The following is an 18,923-nucleotide window of genomic DNA, read 5'->3' as shown; positions in this document are numbered from 1 at the left end:
TGATTTCGATGGTTGGTCGGTCGATTCGTAGGTGGTGGGGGTTGTTTGTGTTGCCTACGTTGTTGGCGTTTGTGGTTGGTTTTGTGGTGCCGTTTGTGATGGGTGTGTATTTGAGTTTTTGCCGGTTCACGACGGTGGTGGATGCCCGGTTTGTGGGGTTGGGCAATTATGCGGCGGCGTTGTCGGATAGGGAGTTCTGGCATGCGATGGTGTATACGGTGGCGTTCACGGTGGTGACGACTCTGGTCATCAATGTGTGTGGTTTCGCGGTGGCGTATATGCTGACCAAGGCGATCCGTGGGGCGAATGTGTTCCGTTCGGTGTTCTTCATGCCGAATCTGATCGGTGGGATCATCCTGGGGTATATCTGGCTGCTGTTGTTGAACGGGGTGCTGGCCCATTGGGGTCGTTCGATCACGTATTCGGGGGTGTATGGCTTCTGGGGGATGGTGCTGTTGTATTGCTGGCAGCAGATCGGCTATATGATGATCATTTACATTGCCGGCCTGCAGGCGCTTCCTGGGGATGTGGTGGAGGCTGCTTCGGTTGACGGGGCCAGCGGCCGTCAGATCCTGTTCCGGATCACGCTGCCGTTGATGATGCCTTCGATCACGGTGTGCACGTTTTTGACGATGACCAACGGGTTCAAGATGTTCGATCAGAATCTGGCGTTGACCAACGGGGCGCCGTCGAACACGTCGGAGCTGTTGGCGCTGAACATCTACCGGACCTTCTACGGGCGTACGGGCTTCGAGGGCGTGGGCCAGGCGAAGGCGGTGGTGTTCTTCGTGATCGTGGCGGTGATCGCGGTGGTGCAGAACAGGCTGACGACCAGCAGGGAGGTGTCGGCATGAGCGGCAAGGTGAAGCATTCGGGGCTGTGGACCCTGTTCTTTGCTCTGGTGTCCTTGTTGTGGGTGTTCCCGATCGCGCTGGTGGTCGTGAACTCGTTCAAGAACAAGGCGTATATCTCGCGCAACGCGTTCTCGCTTCCCACGGGCAGGACGTTCGTGGGTCTGGAGAACTACCGCAGGGGTGTGGAGCGGACGAACCTGCTGGCCAGCTTCGGCTGGACGGTGGTGGTGACCGTGGGTTCGGTCCTGCTGATCCTGGTGTGCACGTCCATGTGCGCCTGGTGGATCGTCAGGGTCAACACGCGGGTGGCCAAGTTCCTGTATCTGCTGTTCCTGTTCAACATGATCGTGCCGTTCCAGATGGTGATGTTCACCCTGTCGAAAATGGCTGACATGCTGGGTCTGAACACGCCGTGGGGGCTGTGTGTGGTGTATCTGGGGTTCGGTGCCGGCCTGGCGGTGTTCATCTTCACGGGCGTGGTCAAGGGCATCCCCCAGGAGCTGGAGGAGTCGGCCATGATCGACGGGGCCAGCATCCCGCGCACCTTCTTCGGGATCGTGGTGCCGATCATGCGTCCCTCGATCGTGTCGGTGGCGATCCTGGAGGCCATGTGGATCTGGAACGACTTCCTGCTGCCCTACCTGACCCTGGACATGCGCCGGTTCAAGACCATGAGCATCGCCATCCAGTACCTGAAGGGCGGGTACGGCTCGGTGGACATGGGCGCCATGATGGGCTGCCTGGTCCTGGCCATCATCCCCATCATCGTCTTCTACCTGATCTGCCAGAAATACATCATCAAAGGCGTCCTCGCCGGCGCCGTCAAAGGATAAACCAAAATCTGGTACATACCAGATTTTAAAAGGGCCTCGCAGCAATATGTGGATTACTGCGAGGCCCTTTTGTTGACTTGTGCTCAGCGTTCTTTGTCCGTTATTCCTGCACTGTGCGAACTACCCAAGCGGTTGTGTCTTGGGGAAGCGAGCCGTCCTCGGCTAGGTCTCCCGATGTGAGCACAATTCGTCCTTGTGGAAGGGGAGTCGGTGTCTGCGAAAAATTAGTCAGACAGGTCAGTTCCGCAGGTTTGGAATCGACAAGTGCCTTGCGTGTGTAGGAAATCCGGCCGTCTGTGGCAGATAGGGCCGTGACTTCCACGTTGCCTGTGGGGGTCAGCAATGTGGCTCGTAGATTAAGGGCTTTCCTATAGAGGGAGAGCATCGAGGTCTTATTGCTCTCCTCTTGATCAACAGCAAAGTCTTTGAACCAGAGCGGCTGCGGAAGATGGGGGTCGCTGGCTGGCCCTCCATCCTTGGTATGCGAGGGGGAGAACCCGAAGGAGGCCCCTTCTCCAAAGGCAGGATTCCACTTTGCGGGGGCAGGTGTGTCTCCGGCGACCCAGGGCAAGGGGACTCGGCACCCATCACGGCCTTTTTCGGTGTATTTGCCGCGGGTTCGGTGCGCAGTCGGATCCTCCAGACGGTCCCAGGGAATATCAGGAACTTCGAACAGGCCAAGCTCCTCACCCTGATAGATGTATACAGAGCCAGGTAATGCTGCTTCGAGGGCAAATCCTGCGCGTGCCCTGCGCGTGCCCTTGGCCCGGTCCTCGAAATAAGTCTGCCCGTCTCGAAGGATCCAGTCCTTGTCAAGCTGATGATAGGTGGAGCTGTCCACTTGGGGCAGCGCGTATCTGGTAGCTTGTCTGACCACATCGTGGTTGCTCATCACCCATGTTGTGGTCGATCCTGAGTCCTTGGCGGATTGCAGGCCTTCGGCAATGGCGGTGTACAGGGCCTGGCAGTCCCAATTGGCCTTGGCGAACTCGAAGTTGAAGACCTGCCCCAGTTCGTTCTCGGATGCGTACAGATGCTGGTGCTCAGGCACGACCCAGGCTTCTCCGACTGCGAAACGGTGAGGTTCGAATTCGTTGAAGACCTTTCGCCATTCCTTATATATGTCATGTACTTCGGGTCTGTCCCATAGCGGATGCTCATAGTTGTGATAAGTGGACTGTTCCTGGACGGGCCATTTGTCCAGCTCGGACAGAGGGCGGCTGTCCAGATCCTTGGCCAGCCCGTGGGCCACGTCAATTCGAAAACCGTCTGTGCCATGATTGGACCAGAAACGGAATATGTCCTTAAAGGCTTCGTGAACTTCCTTGTTCTTCCAGTTCAGATCAGGCTGCTCTTTGGCGAATATATGCAAGTACCATTCGCCGTCGTCAACCTGCTCCCAGGCAGGCCCTCCGAACAAGGACATCCATCCATTGGGTGGCAGTTCTCCATTCGTACCTCTGCCCCGGCGGAAGATGTATCTGTCTCGTTCGGGGGATCCCGGAGCTGCACGCAGGGCATCCTGGAACCATTCGTGCTTGTTTGACGTGTGATTGGGAACAATGTCCACGATGACCTTGAGCCCTAATGCATGAGCTTTTTCGGTCATTTCGTCGAAATCAGCCATGCTGCCTAGGCGTGGGTCGACATTGCGGTAATCCATGACATCATACCCGCCGTCGGCCAATTCCGATGGGTAGAAGGGTGACAGCCAGATGGCGTCTACGCCCAGGTCTCGCAGATATTCCATTTTTTCGGTCACGCCTCGGATGTCGCCAATGCCGTCGCCATTGACATCCTTGAAACTGCGCGGATATATCTGATATACAACTGCCTGCTTCCACCAATCATCGTTCATGTTGTTGTTGGTCATGCACATCTCCTCCTCGAAACAGGCCGTCTTATTGATCAGCTTTTATGTGACAACGATAGCAAAACCATTGGTCATTAATTTTCGGCTTTCTAACAGCATTCATTAGAGCTTATTTCAGAGCTATGATGAGTCAATGCGAGCTTTGGAAATGTGTAATTGCATACGTTCTCATTACCATCAAATTGATCCGTCTCGGCAATTTAGACGCAATGGGAATAATATTTGCCAGAAGAAGTTGAGTGATGTAGGCTCAAGTTTCGGAGTGGTCATGATGGCTGCTTGCCCGGGCCGACGGGAGCCGGCCATCGGGACCACGAACGAAGCGCGAGCGGAGAACGTGAACGATGAGGTGCAGGGTCAGGCCCTACGCCCCGATTTCATCAGGAGGTAATGAGTATGGCACGTGCAGTTGGCATTGATCTGGGAACCACCAATTCCTGCATTGCAACCCTGGAGGGCGGCGAGCCCACCGTAATCGTCAACGCTGAGGGCGCGCGGACCACGCCGTCGGTGGTGGCGTTCAGCAAGTCCGGCGAGATTCTGGTCGGCGAGGTGGCCAAGCGTCAGGCAGTCACCAACGTTGACCGGACCATCAGCTCGGTCAAGCGCCACATGGGCACCGACTGGTCCGTCGAGATCGACGGCAAGAAGTGGACCCCGCAGGAGATTTCGGCCCAGATCCTCATGAAGCTCAAGAGGGATGCCGAGTCCTACCTGGGCGAACCCGTCACCGACGCGGTCATCACCTGCCCTGCATACTTCAACGATGCCCAGCGCCAGGCCACCAAGGATGCCGGCAAGATCGCCGGTCTGAACGTCCTGCGCATCATCAACGAGCCCACTGCCGCGGCTCTGGCCTACGGTCTGGAGAAGGGCAAGGAGGATGAGCGCATCCTGGTCTTCGATCTGGGCGGCGGCACCTTCGATGTCTCCCTGCTGGAGATCGGCAAGGACGACGACGGCTTCTCGACCATTCAGGTCCAGGCCACCAACGGCGACAACAAGCTGGGCGGCGACGACTGGGATCAGAAGATCATCGACTGGCTGGTCAGCGAGGTCAAGAACAAGTACAACGTGGATCTGTCCAAGGACAAGATCGCCCTGCAGCGGCTCAAGGAGGCTGCTGAGCAGGCCAAGAAGGAGCTGAGCTCCTCCTCGTCCACCAGCATTTCCATGCAGTACCTGGCCATGACCCCCGACGGAACCCCAGTCCACCTGGACGAGACCCTGACCCGGGCGCACTTCGAAGAGATGACCTCCGACCTGCTGGGCCGCTGCCGCACGCCGTTCAACAACGTGCTGCACGATGCCGGCATTTCGGTCCAGGACATCGACCACGTGGTGCTGGTCGGCGGTTCCACCCGTATGCCCGCCGTCAAGGACCTGGTCAAGGAACTGACCGGCGGCAAGGAAGCCAACCAGACCGTCAACCCCGATGAGGTTGTGGCTGTCGGCGCTGCCGTGCAGTCAGGCGTCATCAAGGGCGACCGCAAGGATGTGCTGCTGATCGACGTGACCCCGCTCTCCTTAGGTATCGAGACCAAGGGCGGCATCATGACCAAGCTGATCGACCGCAACACCGCTATCCCCACCAAGCGGTCCGAGGTCTTCTCGACCGCCGAGGACAACCAGCCCTCCGTGCTGATCCAGGTCTATCAGGGTGAGCGCGAGTTCGCCCGTGACAACAAGCCTCTGGGGACCTTCGAGCTGACCGGCATCGCTCCGGCTCCGCGTGGTGTTCCTCAGATCGAGGTCACCTTCGACATCGACGCCAACGGCATTGTGCATGTCTCCGCCAAGGACAAGGGCACCGGCAAGGAGCAGTCCATGACCATCACCGGCGGTTCAGCCCTGCCCAAGGACGAGATCGACCGCATGGTCAAGGAGGCCGAAGCTCACGAGGCTGAGGACAAGCAGCGCCGTGAGGATGCCGACACCCGCAACGCCGCCGAGTCCGCCGCCTATCAGACCGAGAAGTTGGTCAACGACAACAAGGACAAGATCTCCGACGAGGTGGCTAAGGAGGTCACCGACAAGGTCAACGCTCTGAAAGAGGCTCTGAAGGGCGAGGACATGGACAAGATCAAGAACGCCCAGAGCGAGCTGATGACCTCTGCCCAGAAGATCGGCCAGGCCCTCTACGCCCAGCAAGGCTCCGCTGACGGTGCAGGCGCCCAGGGCGCTGCAGGTGCCGCCGGTGCTGCCTCGAGTGCAGGCTCCTCTTCGTCCGCCGATGACGACGTGGTGGATGCCGAGGTTGTGGATGACGACGACAAGAAGAAGGACGGCGAGTGACATGTCGGCCTTCGACAAGGATGATGCCGGGCCGCTGAAGGGCGACCCGGCCGCTGCCGGCGAACCGGACGGGAACGAGGCCAAGGCCTCTGACGCCGCATCGACACCCGACCAGGAAGCGGCTCGCGGACGTCACGCCGACAAAAGCGCAGCAGACGAGAGTCAGGCGGATGGTCAGACCTCGTCGGGTTCCTCCGCCAAGGACGCCTCGTCAGCAGATGCTCAGGTTGATGCTGATGCTTCGAAGTCCGATGACCAGGATGGTTCCGACTCGGCCAAGGAAGACGGCGCCGACAAGGAATCAGAGGGTCTGACCCCTCTGGGCCAGGCCAAGAAGGAGGCCGCCGATTATCTGGAGGCTCTCCAGCGTGAGAGGGCCGAGTTCGTCAACTTCCGCAACCGTGCCAAGAAGGAGCAGGACATCTTCCGCCAGCACGGCATCGTGGATGTACTGACCGCCCTTCTTCCGGCCCTTGATGACATTGACCGGATCAAGGAGCACGGGCAGATGGACGACTCCTTCCAGGCTGTGGCCAAGAAGATCGACAAGACCTTCGAGAAGTTCGGCGTCGAGAAGTTCGGTGAAAAAGGCGAGGACTTCGACCCCACCAAGCATGAGGCCATCCTGCACAAGCCAGACCCCGATGCCAAGAAAGAGACCGTTGACACGGTGGTCGAAGCAGGCTATCGGATTGGCGACCGGGTGATCCGGGCTGCCAGGGTAGTGGTGACCTCGCCCGGGCAGTAGCAGGGACGGTGATTGCGGACCTTCCGCAGGCTGAATCGACGCCTTCGCATGCGGCGGCTGGGTGGGTTATGGTCCCGCCCGCCGCCGCACGCGAAAGGGCGGATTCCAATTCCATATATTCGTAGCTTATGAGGAAAGGAGACATGGATGGCTGAGAATGAATGGCTGAGCAAGGACTATTACAAGGTCCTTGGTGTCTCCAAGGACGCCAGCGAAGCGGAGATCACCAAGGCCTACCGCAAGCTTGCCCGCAAATACCATCCCGATCTCAATAAGACCAAGGAGGCCGAGGAGAAGTTCAAGGATATCTCCGAGGCCTACGACGTGCTCAGCAACAAGGAGCAGCGTCAGAAGTACGATGCCATCCGCCAATTCGGCATGGGGGGAGCCCGGTTCGCGGGCGGTTCCGGCCAGGGTGGCTTCAACACCGATGCATTCTCGGACATCTTCGGCTCCATGTTCGGCGGGGCCGGGGCGCCGGGAGGCACCCGCATCCGGTTCGGTAACGGTTCGGGACAGCCCGATTTCGCTGACATCTTCTCCTCCTTCGGCGGAGGGGCCGGTGGTGGCGGCCGAACCACCTACCAGGAGAGCAGGCCCAGGCCCGTCAAGGGCGAGGATCGCAACTCGAAAATCGGCCTGTCCTTCCGTCAGGCGGTCAAGGGGGCCACGGTATCCCTGAGCGTGGGTGGCAAGCGCTTCAAGACGCATATCCCCGCTGGGGTTCACAACGGCCAGAGGATCAGGCTGGCCGGCAAGGGTCGGCCTGGCAGGGACGGGGGCGCCAATGGCGACCTCTACCTGCAGATCAGCGTTCAACCCAGCCAGCGGTTCACCATGGAGGATAGGGATCTGGTCATGACCCTGCCGGTGACGGTATCCGAGGCAGCCCTGGGAGCCAAGGTTCAGGCACGGGACATCGACGACCAGGTCGTCACCTTCAAGATTCCGGCTGGCTCCTCCAGTGGCGATGAGATTCGTATCGCCGGCAAGGGGGTTCAGGATCGCCGCGGCAAGGGCGACCTGGTGGGGCGGCTTGAGATCCGTATGCCCGGTCGGTTGGGCATGGCCCAGAAGAAGGCCATGCGTGACTTTGCCAAGTCCAGTGGCGACTTCGACGAGCAGATCGCCGGAGAACGCATGAAGATATGACGATCCGGATGCCGGATCAAGTCGGAACGAACAGCGGAGAGGAGTGATGATCATGGTCAGGGTGGATCCCGAGACCAGGCGGATCTATCTGGCCTGCGCTCGCGGTCTGGTGGCCGGGCGCATCAGCCTGGATGCTGCCGACGATGCCGGCTTGGATATTGAATTGCCGGTCTTCAGCGTCGGTCAGGTCGGGCAGTTGGCCAACATCCATCCGCAGACCCTGCGTCAATATGACCGGTTGGGTCTGATCGTGCCGGAACGGACCGAGGGGGGTGCGCGCCGGTACTCCCTGCGGGATCTGGATCGGTTGGGTCAGGCCCAGCATCTGAGCCAGGACGAGTCCATCAACCTGGCCGGGGTGACCAGGATTCTGGCCCTGGCCGAGGAAAATCGACAGCTGAGGCGCCAGCTGCGCCGCTCCCACCAGTCACAGGGGTCCAGCATGTTCGCCGCCGCTGCCGACGGCCGGGTTGTCGAGGTCAGGCGATCCAGCAGAGCTCGGCTCTGGCGGCAGGACACGACACATGACGAGGCCGATCCGACTGAGTCCAAATCGCTGATCGTCTGGAGCGTACGCTCCTGAGGCAGGTGAGTGGCCTGTGCTATGGTGTACAGGTTGGCCGCTCGCCCAAGAGCTGCGGCTGATCGTCGCCTGAATGCTTTGAGTACGGGGAAACCGCTTGCGCGAAATTCGTCATTCTCTGCTTTGCACGCGGCCCGCGAACTGTCGACCGACAGTACCGTTTTCTTCCCTGTTGTGAAAGGTCATTGTGACTGCTTCATCCATGCCCGATTCCAATTCGTCCAATGCCGACCATTCTGCTGTAGAACCTATGACTTTTGACCAGCTGGGGGTGCCTGAACCCTTGGTTCGTGTCCTGCGCAAGGACGGCAAGACCAGTGCCTTCCCCATCCAACGCGACACCCTGCCCGATGCTCTGGCTGGTCGTGACATCCTGGGCCGAGGGCGGACCGGTTCCGGTAAGACCCTGGCCTTCAGCATCCCCCTGGTGGCTCGGCTGGCTGCCGACCAGGGAGGGCGGGCTCGCCATGGCCGCGGGAATGCCGCCGGATCAGGCAGTCTGCCCCGCCCGCGTGGTCTTGTTCTGGCTCCCACCCGCGAGCTGGCCAATCAGATCGACGAGGTTCTCAACCCCCTTGCCCAGGCCTACGGCATGCGGACCTGCACCGTCTACGGCGGCGTTGGCCAGGGTCGTCAGGTCGATGCCCTTCGCCGCGGGGCCATGATCGTGGTGGCCTGCCCTGGTCGCTTGGAGGATCTGCTCCGCCAGCACAAGCTCAGCCTGGAGGATGTGGAGATCGCCGTGCTGGACGAGGCCGACGAGATGGCTGATATGGGCTTCCTGCCTGCCGTGGAGCGGATTCTGGCCCAGGTTCGCCCGGGCGGTCAGCGCATGCTCTTCTCAGCCACCCTGGATCACGGTGTGGATGCCGTGGTCAAGCGTTTCCTCAAGGATCCCAAGATTCACGAGGTGGATTCCGCCACCCAGCATGTGGATCTGATGACCCACCACATCTTCCGCACCACCCAGGCTGCCAAGCATGATCTCGTGCGCAAGTTGGCCTCGGGCACAGGACGGCGGATTCTCTTCACCCGGACCAAGTTCCAGGCCAAGAAGCTGGCCAAAAACCTGATCGACAATGGCATCCCGGCCGCACAGCTGCATGGCAACCTTTCTCAGAACCAGCGTGATCGCAACCTGGGGGCTTTCTCCCGGGGCGAGGTGAAGGTCCTGGTGGCTACCGACGTGGCCGCCCGCGGCGTGGACATCAGCGATGTGGACCTTGTGGTTCAGGTGGATCCGCCAGCCGATCCCAAGTCCTTCCTGCATCGGTCAGGGCGTACGGCCCGGGCCGGCCGTTCCGGCGACGTGGTCACCTTGGTCCTGCCTGACCAGTGGCGCGACACCAGGCGGATGCTACGCATGGCCCATATCGATGCCAAACCGGTTCAGGTGACCGCCGATTCGCCCGAGGTTACCGAACTCGTAGGGCCCGTGGCCAAGCCGGTGGAAGGCTGGTCCTTGCAAGCCGAGCAGCCGCAGGCCTCGGGGGGCCGTTCTGCCCGTGGAGGCCGTGGCGGCCGAAGTGGACATCGGAATCGTTCCCGGTCGGACAGGCATTTCGATCGCGGCGGCCAGGCTAGGGCTGCGGGCCGGGATCGGGACCGTCGGCCTTACCGTTCCCGGCGGTCAGGTGACCGACCGGTATTCGATCGTGAGGATGGCCCCTTGGACGGCCGGACCAGAGGCCATCGTCATTCCGGCAGCAGCGAGCGGACCCATGGTCACGACCATGGCCGTGGCAACGGCCGTGCTGGCTCTCGTTTTGACGCAGACCGTCGTGGGTTCCGCCGCGGTCATCGTCATCATCGTCGCGATGACAACCCCTTCCGCTCTGCCTCCAAGCGTTGATCCACTGATGGGCGTGTTTCCAGCGATACGTCCATCGTGGTTGTCGGCTTCGATGAAGCCTCTCTGAGGTTTGACGAGGAATTGCAGTTCAATCTGACCCTGGCCGTGCGCCAGGGTTCTTGCTTTTAAAATTGCCTGATTGATCCTGGCAGAAGAGCGATTGCGATGTAGCGAAACGGCATAAAAAAGAAGAAAAAGTATCTCGACACTGTGGAGCTGAGGGTAGTCGAAACCCCGACCTCTTCGATGCGAACGAAGCGCTCTACCAACTGAGCTACAGCCCCATTCGTTGCCCGACCGTAGCCGAACAACAGAAGCTTACTTTAGCGCGTGCCCTGGCCAAACGCAAAATATCTCAGGCCAGGTATCAGTCTGCCTTGGCGCTGGTTTCTTCGACGGAAGTCTTCTTGCGGCCGAACTTTGCCTTGGGCAGGCCAATGACCGTGGGCAGGACCGAGATGACCAGGATCAGGATGATGACCAGCTCGAAATGCTGCTGGACTGCGGGGATGCCGCCGAAGAAGTAGCCCAGGAGGGTGAAGAGACTTGACCATACCAAGCCGCCTAGCACACTGAAGGGAGTGAAGCGCCGCCACCGCATTCCGGAGATGCCTGAAATGAAAGGCATGAAGGTCCTGATGAAGGGGAGGAAGCGTCCCAGGACCACGGCCAGAGGGCCCCACTTGTCGATCAGGCCCTCGGTCTTGGCGATTCGCTCGGGGGTCAGTGACTTCACGCGCCCTGAACGGACGATGGCCCGGCCGAAGAAGTGCCCTATGAAGTAGTTGCTTTGATCGCCCAGGATGGGGGCCAGCCAGACGACGGGCAGGAGCACGTCCAGGGCCATACCGCTGGATGGGTCATGGGCGAAGACGCCGGCGGCGAAGAGCAGGGAGTCGCCCGGCAGGAAGGGCATGAACACCACGCCTGTCTCGATGAAGATGATCAGGAAGATGAATCCGTAGGTCGGCACCAGCCCCATGGCGATCCAGCTCGCGATGGCGCTGCGCGGATCCTTGAGCAGGTGTATCAACCAGTTGACGAACCCCATGAATCGCGTTCCATTCCGTCGATGTGTGCTTTTCCAGAACCGAGACATACTTTAACAAGCTGGCCTTGGCACCCGGCACTCCCCGGTCTGATTCCTTGCGAGGACAACACAACCTATCAGCAGTCGGCCACGGTCCTGTCGTCGGCCCACCTGTGCGAAGATAGGCGGGAAGGGTCACACAATTGAGGAGTGGACATATGGTCAATGACGAACGACTTGCCTTCCCTGAGGACTTCACCTGGGGCACGGCAACGGCATCCTTCCAGGTAGAGGGTGCGGCGCACGAGGATGGCAGGGAAGACTCCATCTGGGACGTTTACTGCAGGCAGCCAGGAAAAATAGCGGATGGATCCAATGGCGATGTCGCCTGTGACCAGTATCACCGCTACCCAGAGGACATCGCTCTGATGAAGCGGATGGGGGTGGGGGCCTACCGGCTGTCTGTGGCCTGGCCCCGTATTGTGCCCCAGGCAGGCGGCGCCATCAACCAGGCTGGCCTGGACCACTACCGGCGGGTGCTGGACATGCTGTTGGAAAACGGCATCAAGCCTGTCGTCACCCTCTACCACTGGGATCTGCCCCAGTACCTGCAGGAGGCTGGAGGCTGGGCCAACCGCGACACCGCCCAACGATATGCCGACTATGCAGCTGTCCTGGCCAAGGTTCTAGGCGATCGGGTGCAGACCTGGACAACCCTGAACGAACCCTGGTGCTCGGCCTATCTGGGCTACGGCAATGGCGGCCATGCTCCAGGCATCTGCGACTACGGGCAGGCTCTGGCAGCGGTTCATCATCTGAATCTCGCTCACGGGCTGGGAGCCCAGGCCATCCGTGCCGAGCTGGGTGACAGGGCGCGCATATCGGTGACCCTGAACCTGCAGGTCAACCGGGCCGATAGCGACGATCCGGCGGATCTGGCGGCCAAGACCCGGGCCGACTTGTTCGCCAACGAGGTCTGGCTGGGCCCCATGCTTGCCGGCACCTATGACCAACGCATCCATGATGCCGCCGAGGGCCTCACTGACTGGAGCTTCGTCCGTGACGGTGATCTGGAACAGATCCATCAGCCCTTGGACGTGCTGGGCATCAACTACTATTCAACCAACCACGTGCGGGGTCGAAACGGCGCTGGTTCCGAGCGCAACCCCATGCCCGCCCAGGATATGGTCGAGACTCTGCCTCCTCAGGGACCGTTGACCGCCATGGGCTGGAACCAGGAGCCTCAGGGACTGACCGACCTGCTTATGGAGGTCTCCGGCCGTTTCCCCAAGCTGGATCTTATGATCACCGAGAACGGGTCCGCCTGGGAGGACCAGGTCAGCTCGGATCCGTCCTTCCCTGGAGGCAAAGGGGTGCATGATCCCCAGCGGGTGGCCTATCTGGAGGAGCACCTGCGCGCTGTGGCCCGGGCCATCCATGAAGGGGCCCGGGTGACCGGTTACTTCGCCTGGTCCCTGCTGGACAACTTTGAGTGGGCCCTGGGCTACACCAAGCGTTTTGGGCTGATCAGGGTCGACTATGACACCCAGGAGAGGATCTGGAAGGATTCCGGTCTGCGGTACGCGCAGATCATCCATGATCGCGCAGTCTGAGCAAGACGGCATACAAAGGTTACTGCAAAGCGGTCGGGCATCCCTGTCCGACCGCCTTCTTTGTCTTAGATCCAGCTGGACAGCCACATGTGCATGCGCCAGAAGTCATAGGGGATGGGCATGGCGGTCCACAGCGGGTAGAAGAAGACGGAGGTCAGGCCTAGCAGGGTCAGGCCCATGATCATGGTCTGCCGGTAGAGGACGCCGTCCGAATTCTGCCGTAGCCAGTTGGCCACATAGCAGATTGCCAGGATCATCCAGGGCAGGATGACGATGGAATAGAAAGTGAAGGTGGTCCGGTTCATGTATTGGATCCAGGGCAGCCAGCCGGCCAGCATGCCTGCCAAGACCCCCCAGATCCGCCAATCTCCGTGCTTGACCACGACGGCGATGACGATGGCCAGAACCATGCAGATGCTGCCCAGCCACCAGGTCAGGGGATTGCCCAAGGATGTGACAGCAGCCACGCAGGGGGAGTCCTTGGCCAGTCCGCACAGGCCGGGAAAGCCTGTGATCTTCTGCCAGTAGAAGCTGGTGGGTCTGATCTGCAGGGGCCACGTCAGGGGATTGGCCATATATGGATGGCGGGTGTGCAGGGTGGTGTGGAAGTGCCACATCTGCCGGTGGTATTCAGCCAGGGACCGCAACCCCTCCGGCAGCCAGGTCAGACCCTGGCCAGGGTGCTGGGCCGCCCAGCTGTGCATGAAGGAATCGCCGTGCAGGAACCATCCCGTCCAGGAGGCCAGATAGGTGCCCGCCCAGACGGGGATCATAAGCAGGGCCGCCGGCAGCCCGTCCCTGAACACGGCGCTCTGCAGCCAGGATCCGTATCCTGCCTGATGGCGTTCCCAGCCATCCCAGAGCACTGAGATCAGGGCGAAGACGGCGAAGAAGTAGGCGCCTGACCACTTGGTGCCGGTGGCCAGGCCCAGGAGCAGGGCGGCTCCTGTCCGCCACCAGGACCAGGCGATGAAGGGGCCGGTAGTGGCCACGGGCAGTTCGACACGGCTTTGCCGTCCTTGCTGTCCCTGTGACTGGATGACCTTCACCCGGTAGTGCAGACGAAAATCAGCCTGATCCTTGGCCCAGGATTGTCGCAGCCTGGTCCGAGCCCAGTCCCGGTGGCCCATCAGGCACAGCCAGGCTCCCAGGACGAAGATCATGACGAAGTTGTCCAGCAGGCCGGTACGGCTCATCACGATGCCCAGACCATCGATAGCCATGAGGAAGCCAGCTGTCAGAGCGATGGGCAGGTTATGGAAGAGGCGCAGGGCTACTCGGCAGAGCAGCAGGATGGCGATGGTGCCCGCCAGAGCAGTGGCCGCTCGCCAGGCGAAGGGGTTCCCGGCTCCGCCGAACAGTTTGAGACCCAAAGCGATGCACCACTTGCCCACCGGCGGGTGAACCACGTATTCGGCCTGGGGCAGCCAGTCGCCTGTATGCCCCTGGGCAAAGAGCTGGTCGATGGGAAGGTCAAGGGGGCCGGCTTTTTTTGGCCAGTTGCGCGGCTCGCCGGTCATCAGCATGGTCCAGGCGTCTTTGACGTAATATGTCTCGTCGAAGACGATGGCCCGAGGGCTGCCCAGCCGCACAAACCTCAAAAGCCCGCCCAGAAGAGCCATGAGTATGCAGGCCAGCCAGCTGCTCTGCCTACGGGAGAGCCTGGGTATCGTGATCCCTCGTTTGGTGTGGTGACCCTTGGGCGTGCTGAAGATGGACAGCATGGCAGGGCGACCGGACCGGTGGGCGGCGTGCCTGCCGTGTCTGGAGGAGCGATGCTGCGAAGAAAGCCCTGCCAAAGATGTCATCACCCCTAGATTAGGCCATACTGAAGGCATGAGCAGCATGAATGGCCGGAGCGATGGACATATACAGGGTGGAGAAAGCCATGCAGGGTCGATTTCGCCCAGTGTTTCACGTGGAACAGTGGTGCTGGCGGCCACGCCTATAGGCAATGTCGCCGATGCCTCGACACGCTTGGTGGAGCTCCTGCAGTCGGCGGACCTGGTGGCAGCAGAGGACACGCGGCGGCTCTATGATCTGGCCAATCGTTTGGGGGTGCGCGTAGGCGGCAGGGTGGTGGCCTATCACGATCATAACGAGCGGCGGATGGCCGATCCCATCCTGGATCAGGTTTGTGACGGAGCCTGCGCGCTGGTGGTCTCAGATGCAGGCATGCCCACCATCAACGATCCGGGCATGGCCATCGTCAGGCGGGCCATTGAGCGAGGCATACCGGTCACCTGTGCCCCTGGTCCCAGCGCCGTGCTGGATGCCCTGGCCCTCTCTGGTCTGCCGACCGACCGCTTCTGCTATGAGGGGTTTCTTCCCCGTCGGCACCAGGAGCGGTTGCGGCATCTGCGCACCCTGCGCAGCGAGGAGCGGACCATGGTCTTCTATGAGACGCCCCACCGCATTGATCAGGCTATGCAGGACCTTCAGGAGGTCTTCGGCCCCGACCGGCTCATGGCCCTCTGCCGGGAGCTGACCAAGGAACATGAACAGATCCGGCGGGGCACAGTCGGTGAAATTGTGCGTTCCCTCCAGGAGGATCCTCCCCGTGGAGAGATGGTCCTGGTCGTGGCTGGCGCATCCGCCTTGGAGGCCAGGCGCAACGATCCTGAGGCCATGGATGATCAGCGGCTGGCGGTTCTGGCACGTGATCTGGCTCGCAACGAGGGCTTGCGGCTCAAGGAGGCCATCGCCCGGGTAACTGCCGAGCACCCCTTGGCTGATGGAAGCCTGCCCAATCGCAAGCGGATCTATGCCTTGGCTGTTCAAGAGGATAAGGGGGACTGATGTCCATTGCCCTCATCCAGCAGCACCTCCAGCGCCCTGCGCACACCGGGCCCGCCCAACTGGGAGATGGTCTCCAGCAGCGCTGGTGAGGCGGCGGGATTGGCCACCAGCCACCGGCGCAGCTGAGGCTCTTCTCGGGCGATGGCCCAGAGGATGCTCGGGTCGGTCGCGGGGTCTGTGGCCATCAGTGCGGTGGGCACCAGGGGAGGCTCTGGTGGCGGGGCACGCATCTCGGCCATCGGTTGGATGCTATGGGGATCGTCTTGGCCCAAACCGTCTTCTGCCAAGGATCGCGACCGGCTGCTGATGGCAGTCATGAGCCGGGACATGCGTTCAGTGGCGGAGGATTCACGATGGCCATGTGCACCTCGGCCACCCATCATAGGCAGACTCATAGGATCGCCTTGAGTCTTCTTATGGTCTCCATCCCTTGAGCGTGGCCAGGCCAGCGGGGGTTGGAGGACAGAAGCGCCTCGCAGGATCCGCAGCTGACCTGGTATCGCTCCATGAGCTCATGCAGGACCGCTATGGTCTCTTCTCCGTTGCACCGGCCCGAGGGATCGCAGGCCAGATCGCAGGCCGTCCAGAGCGGCGAAGTCACCCAAAGTTTCCCCAGCTTCATCAGATAGCGGGCATCCAGCTGTCGCTGGTGGGGGTGCAGAGGTCTGCCGTGAACCGGCGTGCGGAAGTGGGAGTTGGAGATGATGTCCAGTGTATCGGGGAAACGGCCGTTGATCCATATCCAGAGCGCCAGTCCACCGCATGCTGCTGCGCCGTAAGGCACCATGGGCATGACGATGGAGGCGCGGCCGTAGAGGCCGTCCGCCTGTTCGTTCAGGTAGCAGCAGGATCGGTCCAGACAGGTTACGATCCCCTCATTCACCAACAGGCTGAGGCTGAGCGGGCCGGGCAGATCGCCGGTTTGGATCAGACTGGGCAGCGGTTTGGGTTCGGGGGTCAGGGCCCCAAGCTCGGTCGTAGGAGGACGGCCGCGGGTGCGCATCGGCGCTGCTCCGGCTGGTGGTCCGGGCCACTGTTGAGCGGTGTCGGCGAGTGGTGTTCGGCCTGGCGGCTTTGTTGTAGCTCTGAGGGTGCGGCTGGCGCCATGGGCAGTGGTAGGCGTCCACGTCACTCCCCCGAGGACGTGTTCTCGTTTCATGGTTCGACTGTAAATGGCTGGTTCCGGGTTTACCTGGGGGAAGGCCAAATTTGTGCACTTGTGGATAATCTGCTTGCTGGATGGCGGTCCTGTGGACGGGCAGGGGGATTGTAGGCCTGAGCCGATAATCTTGCTGGTATGAGTCATATCCTTGTTTCCGTCGCCTGGCCCTACGCTAATGGGCCCCGTCACATCGGCCACGTCGCTGGGTTCGGCGTCCCCTCGGACGTCTATGCACGCTACGAACGCATGAAGGGCAATGATGTCCTTATGGTTTCGGGGACTGATGAGCACGGCACCCCCATCCTGGTGGAGGCTGACGCCGAGGGTGTGGGCCCCCAGGAGATCGCCGACCGCTACAACCGTGTCATTGTCAAGGATCTGTGCGATCTGGGGCTCAGCTATGACCTCTTTACCAGGACCACGACCGGCAATCACGAGAAGGTGGTACAGGAACTCTTCCGCCAGTGCCGGGCCAACGGCTACATCTATGAGGGCCAGCAAAAGGTGGCCATATCGCCCTCCACCGGCCGGACCCTGCCCGATCGCTATATCGAGGGGACCTGCCCCATCTGTGGCGCCGATGGCGCTCGCGGTGACCAATGTGACAACTGTGGCAACGAGCTGGATCCGGATGAGCTGATCAACCCCGTATCCAAGATCAACGGGGAGACGCCTCGGTTTGAGGAGTCCAAGCACTTCTTCCTGGATCTGCCCGCCCTGGCCGAGGCCAACCTGGCATGGCTGAAGACCCGCAAGGGCTGGCGCAGCAACGTGCTCAACTTCTCCCTGGGGCTCTTCAAGGAGGTCAAGCCGCGGGCCATCACCCGTGACATCGATTGGGGCATTCCCGTGCCTGTGGACGGCTGGGTGGATGACCCCAACAAGAAGCTCTACGTTTGGTTCGACGCCGTCATCGGCTACCTGTCGGCATCCATCGAGTGGGCCCGCCGTCAGGGCGACCCCGAGGCCTGGCGCAAATGGTGGAATGACCCCAAGGCTCTGGGCTACTACTTCATGGGCAAGGACAACATCACCTTCCACTCGCAGATCTGGCCCTCGGAGATTCTGGCCTACAACGGCCAGGGGTCCAAGGGCGGGCAGCCGGGATCCTACGGCGAGCTCAACCTGCCTGAGCAGGTGGTGGCCAGCGAGTTCATGACTATGGAGGGCAAGAAGTTCAGCTCCTCCAGGGGCATCGTCATCTACGTCAAGGACATCCTGGCACGCTATCCGGTCGATGCAGTCCGCTATTACATTTCCATCGCTGGGCCGGAGACCTCGGACTCGGACTTCACCTGGGCTGAGTTTGTCCGGCACAACAACGAGGAGCTGGCCGCCTCCTGGGGCAACCTGGTCAACCGCGTGGCCAACCTGCTCAACAAGGACTTCGGTAGCATCCCCCGCATCGAGGAGGACTGGCTGACCGAGGAGGATCGTGCCCTGCTGGATCGCAGCCTGCAGGCCTTCGATACCGTGGGCTCCCTGATCGAGCACCATCGTCAGAAGGCCGCCCTGGTCGAGGCCATGGCTCTGGTGGGCGACATCAACAAGTACATCTCCGCCCAGGAGCCTTGGAAGATCAAGGACGACCGGAATCGTCTGGCTGCCGTCCTGCACACCGCAGCCCAGGCGGTGCTGGACGCCAACATCATGCTGGCCCCCTTCCTGCCCCATGCCTCACAGCGGGTCTGGGAGACCATGGGCGGCAAGGGCACCTTCTCACCCCTGCCCCGTATCGAGGAGGTTGACGATCTGGATCGGTCCGACTTCCACTATCCCATCATCACCGGCGACTACCGGCTGGGGGAGACGGTCCATCCTTGGGCGCGCGAGCCTCTCAGGGACGGCACACCGATCGAACAGCCCACACCTATCTTCCCGCGTATTCCCAAGGAAGCCGTGCAGGAGGAGCTGGATCGTTTCCAGGAGCAACTGGATCGCCGCAAGGCCAAAGAGCGCGCCAGATTCGAGGCGGAACAGGCCAAGCTGGGCGACCAGGGCAAGTGACGGTCGACGCGCCCGGGACGGTATTCGTGATTCACAGAGAACTTTGAGGTTTTCGGGCACTTCCTCCAAGGTAGCGCTGGTTATATTTGTTCTGTCGGTTGAAGTACTGGCCGATGGGGGTC

General features: G+C 61.1%; 15 protein-coding genes and 1 tRNA gene. 10 read left to right on the top strand and 6 right to left on the bottom strand.

All coding sequences use genetic code 11. From position 1 onward, the window contains the following. The first annotated feature begins 2 nt into the window (after nucleotides 1-2). Nucleotides 3-854, top strand: coding sequence for a carbohydrate ABC transporter permease (locus CI601_RS00725; RefSeq protein WP_259465266.1), 852 nt, complete (start codon nucleotides 3-5; stop codon nucleotides 852-854). Next, a complete protein-coding gene (locus CI601_RS00720; protein ID WP_024628121.1) occupies nucleotides 851-1,687 on the top strand; it encodes a carbohydrate ABC transporter permease in 837 nt (278 codons plus the stop codon). Before CI601_RS00725 ends, CI601_RS00720 begins: the two co-directional genes overlap by 4 nt. A gap of 100 nt (nucleotides 1,688-1,787) precedes the next feature. Here CI601_RS00720 and CI601_RS00715 read toward each other — a convergent pair whose 3' ends face one another. After that, nucleotides 1,788-3,560 (bottom strand): glycoside hydrolase family 13 protein, encoded by a 1,773-nt coding sequence (locus CI601_RS00715; protein WP_024627813.1) that lies wholly within the window; start codon nucleotides 3,558-3,560, stop codon nucleotides 1,788-1,790. Between the two features lie 396 nt (nucleotides 3,561-3,956). Here CI601_RS00715 and dnaK point away from each other — a divergent pair, with 396 nt between their 5' ends. From dnaK to CI601_RS00690, 5 genes are all read left to right on the top strand, one after another. Continuing rightward, nucleotides 3,957-5,855, top strand: coding sequence for a molecular chaperone DnaK (gene dnaK / locus CI601_RS00710; RefSeq protein WP_121913956.1), 1,899 nt, complete (start codon nucleotides 3,957-3,959; stop codon nucleotides 5,853-5,855). A gap of 1 nt (nucleotide 5,856) precedes the next feature. Next, nucleotides 5,857-6,603, top strand: a complete 747-nt coding sequence (gene grpE, locus CI601_RS00705) for a nucleotide exchange factor GrpE (RefSeq protein WP_121913955.1) — start codon at nucleotides 5,857-5,859, stop codon at nucleotides 6,601-6,603. A 147-nt stretch (nucleotides 6,604-6,750) separates the two neighbouring features. After that, entirely contained in the window at nucleotides 6,751-7,755 is a 1,005-nt protein-coding gene (locus CI601_RS00700; RefSeq protein WP_121913954.1) for a DnaJ C-terminal domain-containing protein, read from the top strand. 52 nt (nucleotides 7,756-7,807) lie between these two features. Beyond that, nucleotides 7,808-8,338: a heat shock protein transcriptional repressor HspR gene (locus CI601_RS00695; protein ID WP_024627809.1), complete on the top strand. Its 531-nt coding sequence runs from the start codon at nucleotides 7,808-7,810 to the stop codon at nucleotides 8,336-8,338. A 202-nt stretch (nucleotides 8,339-8,540) separates the two neighbouring features. Next, nucleotides 8,541-10,190 carry a DEAD/DEAH box helicase gene (locus CI601_RS00690; RefSeq protein WP_395947990.1) on the top strand — a complete coding sequence of 550 codons (1,650 nt, stop codon included), beginning with the start codon at nucleotides 8,541-8,543 and terminating at the stop codon, nucleotides 10,188-10,190. Nucleotides 10,191-10,401: 211 nt separating this feature from the next. On the opposite strand, the gene CI601_RS00685 is transcribed toward CI601_RS00690, so the two are convergent. Then, a tRNA-Ala gene (locus CI601_RS00685) sits at nucleotides 10,402-10,474 on the bottom strand. An 83-nt stretch (nucleotides 10,475-10,557) separates the two neighbouring features. Further along, nucleotides 10,558-11,241, bottom strand: coding sequence for a VTT domain-containing protein (locus CI601_RS00680; protein WP_121913952.1), 684 nt, complete (start codon nucleotides 11,239-11,241; stop codon nucleotides 10,558-10,560). A 197-nt stretch (nucleotides 11,242-11,438) separates the two neighbouring features. On the opposite strand from CI601_RS00680, the gene CI601_RS00675 reads away from it, so the two are divergent. Next, nucleotides 11,439-12,833: a GH1 family beta-glucosidase gene (locus tag CI601_RS00675; protein ID WP_121913951.1), complete on the top strand. Its 1,395-nt coding sequence runs from the start codon at nucleotides 11,439-11,441 to the stop codon at nucleotides 12,831-12,833. Nucleotides 12,834-12,898: 65 nt separating this feature from the next. On the opposite strand, the gene CI601_RS00670 is transcribed toward CI601_RS00675, so the two are convergent. Continuing rightward, a complete protein-coding gene (locus CI601_RS00670) occupies nucleotides 12,899-14,455 on the bottom strand; it encodes a dolichyl-phosphate-mannose--protein mannosyltransferase (protein WP_121913959.1) in 1,557 nt (518 codons plus the stop codon). Nucleotides 14,456-14,678: 223 nt separating this feature from the next. Between CI601_RS00670 and rsmI the strand changes: the two genes are divergently transcribed. Continuing rightward, complete coding sequence (gene rsmI, locus CI601_RS00665) at nucleotides 14,679-15,632, top strand: 16S rRNA (cytidine(1402)-2'-O)-methyltransferase (protein WP_121913950.1); 954 nt, start codon at nucleotides 14,679-14,681, stop codon at nucleotides 15,630-15,632. Here the strand turns inward: rsmI and CI601_RS08485 are convergent. Then, nucleotides 15,611-16,027, bottom strand: coding sequence for a hypothetical protein (locus tag CI601_RS08485; protein ID WP_259465265.1), 417 nt, complete (start codon nucleotides 16,025-16,027; stop codon nucleotides 15,611-15,613). The two genes, rsmI and CI601_RS08485, sit on opposite strands and share 22 nt — an antisense overlap. Then, the gene (locus CI601_RS00655; RefSeq protein WP_121913949.1) at nucleotides 16,024-16,635 is read right to left on the bottom strand and encodes a hypothetical protein; all 612 of its coding nucleotides are present in this window, start codon (nucleotides 16,633-16,635) and stop codon (nucleotides 16,024-16,026) included. Before CI601_RS00655 ends, CI601_RS08485 begins: the two co-directional genes overlap by 4 nt. A 294-nt stretch (nucleotides 16,636-16,929) precedes the next feature. Between CI601_RS00655 and metG the strand changes: the two genes are divergently transcribed. Then, nucleotides 16,930-18,801, top strand: a complete 1,872-nt coding sequence (gene metG, locus CI601_RS00650) for a methionine--tRNA ligase (RefSeq protein WP_121913948.1) — start codon at nucleotides 16,930-16,932, stop codon at nucleotides 18,799-18,801. The last annotated feature ends 122 nt before the right edge of the window (nucleotides 18,802-18,923 follow it).

The sequence above is a fragment of the Bifidobacterium sp. wkB344 genome, assembly GCF_003688305.1.
Lineage (GTDB): Bacteria > Actinomycetota > Actinomycetes > Actinomycetales > Bifidobacteriaceae > Bombiscardovia > Bombiscardovia mizhiensis.
Note: the sequence above shows the minus strand (reverse complement) of the source record. Positions and strands in the feature narration are given on the sequence as shown.